The following is a 5282-nucleotide window of genomic DNA, read 5'->3' as shown; positions in this document are numbered from 1 at the left end:
AGGGTGCTCATCTTCGGCTTCTCCCTCCCCAGGGAAAAGATCGAATCGATCACCTTCGAGGTCGAGCTCAACCCTCCCGAAGGGGATAAGAAACTCCTTCGGGTTGAAAATTAGACAGTTTTAATTTCCCCCTATTCGAAAATCCCACCTCTTTATCCTCCTTATACCCCTTTGACTCTTCGTTCAAATAAGATCGGTTATTAAGTTTTCCGTCAAATGAACCGAATGTTTCTGATGAGGGCGATATCCGCCTTTAAAGGGGGAAGTGATCCCTTCGGTCCTCAAACCCCTCCGTGTTTCGGGCCGACTTTTTAAAAAATCCTTTAATATTCAAAGGGTTATATTCGGCGGATGGAAATTATGTCATCTTTCGTGAAAGTCAGACCTAAACCCGTCGGGCCCCAAAAGAGCGAAGGGGAAGAACGTTTCCGGTTCATTTCCGAAATCCTTCCCCTTGGGATCTTTGAAGTCACTCCTGAAGGGCAGTGCCTTTATACCAATACGAAATGGCAGGAAATTTTTGAGATGACTTTGGCGGAGAGCCTCACCACAGAACTTCCAAATTGGTTTCTTCCTGAGGAACGGGACACGATCTGGAAGGAGTGGTCCGCAGCCATGGAGCACCTCTCCGCCTATTCGAAAGAATGCCGGATTCTAACCCGGAAGGGGAGAATCCGGTGGATCCACTTCCGCTCCGCACCGGTCTTCCACGACACTGGCATTCGTTACACGGGCACAGTCGAAGAGATCACCGCACGAAAAACAGCCGAAGAGGCATTGAGAAAGAGTGAAGAGACCGCCAGGCGGGTGGCCCATGAGAATGCCATCATGGCCGAGATCGGCCAGATCATCAGTTCCACCCTAAATATCAATGAGGTTTACGCTCGTTTTGCCGAGGTCGTTGGTAACATTCTCTCCTTCGATCGCATTTCCATCTCCACGATCAACCCAGACGGAACCTCCGTGACCATTGCCTATGCCTTCGGTACCGAAATCGACGGAAGGCTCGTGGGAACCACCCTCGAAATGAAAGGGCCTTTTTACCAAGAGATCATACATCGACGCAGGAGCGTCCTCATCCAGACCGAAGATGAAAACGAAATCGTTGCTTGCTATCCTAATTTCTTGGAAAACTTTCGCTCGGGCCTCCGATCGTTTATGGGAATTCCCCTGATTTCAAGGGATCGGGTCGTTGGGATCCTCATCATTCAATCCTTTACCTCAAAGGCCTACACAGAAAATGAAATGAGGGTAGCCGAAAGGATCGGAAATCAGATTGCGGGGGCTATCTCCAACGCGCTCCTTTTTTCGGAGCGCCAAAGGGTGGAGAGGACCTTGAGGCAGACCCAGGAGGCTCTCCTCAAGCGGAATGAAGAATTGCATCTCCTCAATCATGAGATGGGGGTTATAAAAGAAGAGTTGGAAACAACCATGAACTGTCTGGGAGATATGATCCTCCTCGCAGACGAGCAAGGGCGTGTGAAGCGTTGTAACCAGGTCTTTAAAGAATTTACCTGCAAAAATGATGCAGAGATCATCGGAAGGAATTGGAAAGAGCTTCTCAACGAACACCAGCTTTTACCCAACCATGTCTCCGAGAAAAGAACGGAGGTCTATCATGGTCCAACCGGGCGGTGGTTTACGCTCAATGCCTATCCTTATCAAAACAAAGAAAACCAGGACGTGATGGGGAGCGTCATCGCGATTCACGACGTCACGGAGCTCAAACGGATTGCGGAGACCCTGAAGGTAAAAAATTTTGAGGTCGAAGAGAACAGGATTAAGCTCCAACAAGCCCTTAACACCATCTCCTCGATGATTCACCAGGTGATGCAAGAAAAAGGGTTCAGACCGGACCCAACCAATCCTCACCTGAAAAAATGTTATGAAATCTTGAATTGCGAGAATCGCCTTTGCCCTTGCTTCGGTCAGGGGGCGTTGAAATGTTGGGAAATCGTCGGGATGGAGAGCCAATCCAAAGTGCCTCCCCCCATCCCCTCTCTTTGCACCCAGTGTCTCGACTGTGAGGTCTACCGCCAGTCCCTTTCCGATCCCGTCTATCAGATCAGCGAGCAGTTCATCAAGATGATGCAACTTCTGGAAACGAAGAATAAGGAGTTGCAGAAGGCTTATCGGGAGTTGAAGGACACCCAGGCCAAAGTCCTCCACCAGGAGAAAATGGCCTCTATTGGCTTGTTGGCCGCGGGGGTTGCTCACGAAATTAACAATCCCATGGCCTTCATCTCGAGCAACCTCGGAACCCTCGAAAAATATGCGAACCGGTTAAGCGAATTCATCCAGGTCCAATGCGAAGCCATCGCCTCCCCGGGCTCTCTGGAGCGACAAGAATCCGTGAGGCGCCTAAAGGAAGATTTCAAGATCGATTTTATCCTCGCCGATCTTCCAGATCTGATCCGGGAATCTCTGGAGGGCGCCGAAAGGGTGCGGAAGATCGTTCAGGGCCTCAAGACTTTCGCGAGAGTAGATGAGGCGGACTACAAATACGCCGATATCAATGAATGTATCGAGAGCACCCTCCATCTCGTATGGAATGAATTGAAATATAAAGTGACTCTGAAAAAAGATTTCGGCGTTCTCCCCCGGATTAAATGTTACCCTCAGCAGCTGAATCAGGTCTTTGTGAATCTTCTGGTCAACGGGGCTCAGGCCATTGACAAACAGGGCGAGATCACCATCAAAACCTGGGTGGAGGACGAGGCCATCTTCATCGCCATCTCGGATACGGGATGTGGCATCCCCGAGGAAAATCTCTCGAAGATCTTTGAACCCTTCTTCACCACCAAGGAAGTGGGAAAGGGGACCGGATTGGGGCTAAGCATTGTTTATGAGATTGTAAAAAAGCACCAAGGGGAGATTACCGTTCAGAGCGAGGTGGGCAAAGGGACGACCTTTTTCATCCGATTGCCCATGGTGAAGGAGCGTTGATGTGGGAGAAAAGGTCCATATCCTGTGCGTAGACGACGAAAAAAGTATCCTCCAGGCTCTCGCTCGCGTCTTCCTGTGCCTCCCAGAGTATCAACTGCTGACCGCCACCTCTGGCGAAGAGGGGCTAAACCTCCTCGAAAATCAATCCCCCATCCACGTGGTGATCTCGGATTATCGCATGCCGGGGATGAACGGGGTCGATTTCCTTAAGGCCGTTCGGGAAAAATGGCCGCATACGGTTAGGATGGTGCTTTCAGGATATGCGGATGCAGAGGCGGTCGTCTCGGCCATCAACGAGGGACAGATCTACAAATTCATCCCCAAACCGTGGAACGTGGACGAGCTAAAAACCACCTTGGCGAAGGCGGTGGAATGGTATAACCTCCAACAACAGAACCTCCGACTCTCAGAGGAATTGAGACGGAAAAATCGGGAACTTCAGGAAGTGAACGAAAACCTCCATCGTCTCGTCCAGGAAAAAACCGCCGAACTCCTCGCTCAAAACCACGCGCTCCAGGCCTATCAAAACATCTTGGATTCCCTTCCGATCGCCGTGATCGGCCTCGACTTAAATGGGAGGGTCACCCAGTGTAATAAAAAAGGGGCAGAACGGTTCGGAAAAAATGGAAAATTTTCCTCCGGGATCCATAGAAACCATGTGTTTCCGACAGAAGTCAACGAAATGATCGAAAAGATCCTAACGGATGGAGCGTTCTCCGGTTGTTTGTTAGAGGAAGGTTTCCTGGTGAGGGTCAAGGGGGAACTGATCAAGGTTCGGTCGGAGCAGGAGGGGATCGTCATGGTTTTCGATTGGGAGCCCCTCAAAGGTTAAAGGTCGTGGAGGGACGGTGGGGGAGAATCCGATGGCAGAAGGGTTGAGAAACGAAGGAACGACGGGATGGACAGGAAATCTGCCAGAAAGGTCGGCTCGGGTTCTTCTGGTGGATGATGAGCCCAACATCCTCCGATCCTTAAAACGGATGTTGATGGAAGAACCCGTGGACGTCCTGACGGCCCAATCGGGCGAAGAGGGATTGACCCTCTTGAAGCATCATCCGGACATCGGCCTCATTATCTCGGACCAAAGAATGCCGGGGATGCTCGGGGCGGAATTTCTCTCCAAAGCCAAGGAAATCGCCCCTGACGCCATCAGGATGATCCTCACAGGGCATGCCGACATCCAAGCCGCCATCGATGCAATCAACATGGGGGAGGCTTACCGCTACATATCCAAACCTTGGAAGGATGAAGAGCTGATCCAGGTCATTCGGGATGCCCTCCATCGTTACGCCTTGATTCAAGAAAACAAAATGCTCACCGAAAAGATAAAGCAACAGAACGAGGAACTCAACCGCTGGAATGATCAACTCCAATATTTCGTCCAGGAACAGACCATCGAGATTCAGAATAAAAACAAGGAACTCCAATCCCTCAACCGGAAACTGAGGGCCAACTTTGACCATACCATCCAGGCCTTTTCTGAGTTGATCGAACTTCGAGACCGAAGGGTAAAAAACCACTCCAAAAATGTGGCCGAACTCTCCAGGAAGATGGCGGTAAAAATGGGGATGGGCCAGGAGGAGGTCGACACCCTTTACGTAGCGGCCCTGCTCCACGATATCGGAAAGATAGGGATGCCCGATGCCCTACTGCTGATAGAATGCAAGGACATGACTCCTGAGGAATTGAAAGAATATCAGCTTCATCCCATCAGAGGACAAACCGCGATTGACAAGGTGGAGGACTTAAGGAATGCGGGGAAGCTCATCCGCCAACATCACGAATGGTTAAACGGAGAGGGATTTCCCGATGGGTTGCGTGGAGATTCCATCGCCCTCGGCGCAAGAATCATCGCACTGGCTAACTTTGCGGACCGCCTATTTACACAATTCCAAGAAAGAAATGGCCAAGAGGTTGTTCTGAATCAAGTGAGAGCGGGTTCCGGAAAAAGATTTGATCCGCACCTCCTCCCCTGTTTTGAAGAGGCTTTCAAAGAGACCTACAAAGCCATCCCCGTGAGGTCGGAGGCCACGGAAAAAGAACTCCTTGTCAGCCAACTGAAGGTCGGGATGATCCTCTCAAGGGATGTCAGGAGCGGAACAGGGCTCCTCCTCTTGAGCAAAGGCACAGAATTGAGTGAAAAGAATATCGAATCCCTCAAACGATACTTTCAATTGGACCCATCGAAAGGGGGTGTCTTCGTTTTCAACGTAAAAGGTTAGCAACGTCAAGAAACCCCACCCCTTATCCCTCGCTCCGAAAGGCGATGGCCTCGATTTCGAGATCGACGTCCCTCGGAAGCCGGGAGACCTCCACGGTCGATCTCGCGGGCGGGG

General features: G+C 50.8%; 4 protein-coding genes. 3 read left to right on the top strand and 1 reads right to left on the bottom strand.

Going from position 1 to position 5282, the window contains the following annotated elements; all coding sequences use genetic code 11:
- Positions 1 to 360: 360 nt before the first annotated feature.
- Genes N3G78_14605 through N3G78_14595 form a run of 3 tightly spaced genes read left to right on the top strand, consistent with a single transcriptional unit; the run spans position 361 to position 5168 of the window.
- A complete protein-coding gene (locus N3G78_14605) occupies positions 361 to 2946 on the top strand; it encodes an ATP-binding protein (GenBank protein ID MCX8119146.1) in 2586 nt (861 codons plus the stop codon).
- 1 nt (position 2947) lies between these two features.
- Positions 2948 to 3778, top strand: a complete 831-nt coding sequence (locus N3G78_14600) for a response regulator (GenBank protein ID MCX8119145.1) — start codon at positions 2948 to 2950, stop codon at positions 3776 to 3778.
- A gap of 31 nt (positions 3779 to 3809) precedes the next feature.
- Positions 3810 to 5168: a response regulator gene (locus tag N3G78_14595; protein ID MCX8119144.1), complete on the top strand. Its 1359-nt coding sequence runs from the start codon at positions 3810 to 3812 to the stop codon at positions 5166 to 5168.
- Positions 5169 to 5190: 22 nt separating this feature from the next.
- Here the strand turns inward: N3G78_14595 and N3G78_14590 are convergent.
- Positions 5191 to 5282 (bottom strand): Rid family hydrolase (locus tag N3G78_14590; protein MCX8119143.1); only part of this gene is annotated, 92 nt, incomplete at its 5' end.

Source organism: Thermodesulfobacteriota bacterium, assembly GCA_026415035.1.
GTDB lineage: Bacteria > Desulfobacterota > BSN033 > BSN033 > UBA1163 > RBG-16-49-23.
The sequence above is the reverse complement of the archived record's forward strand: the minus strand, read 5'-3'. Positions and strand labels throughout refer to the sequence as shown.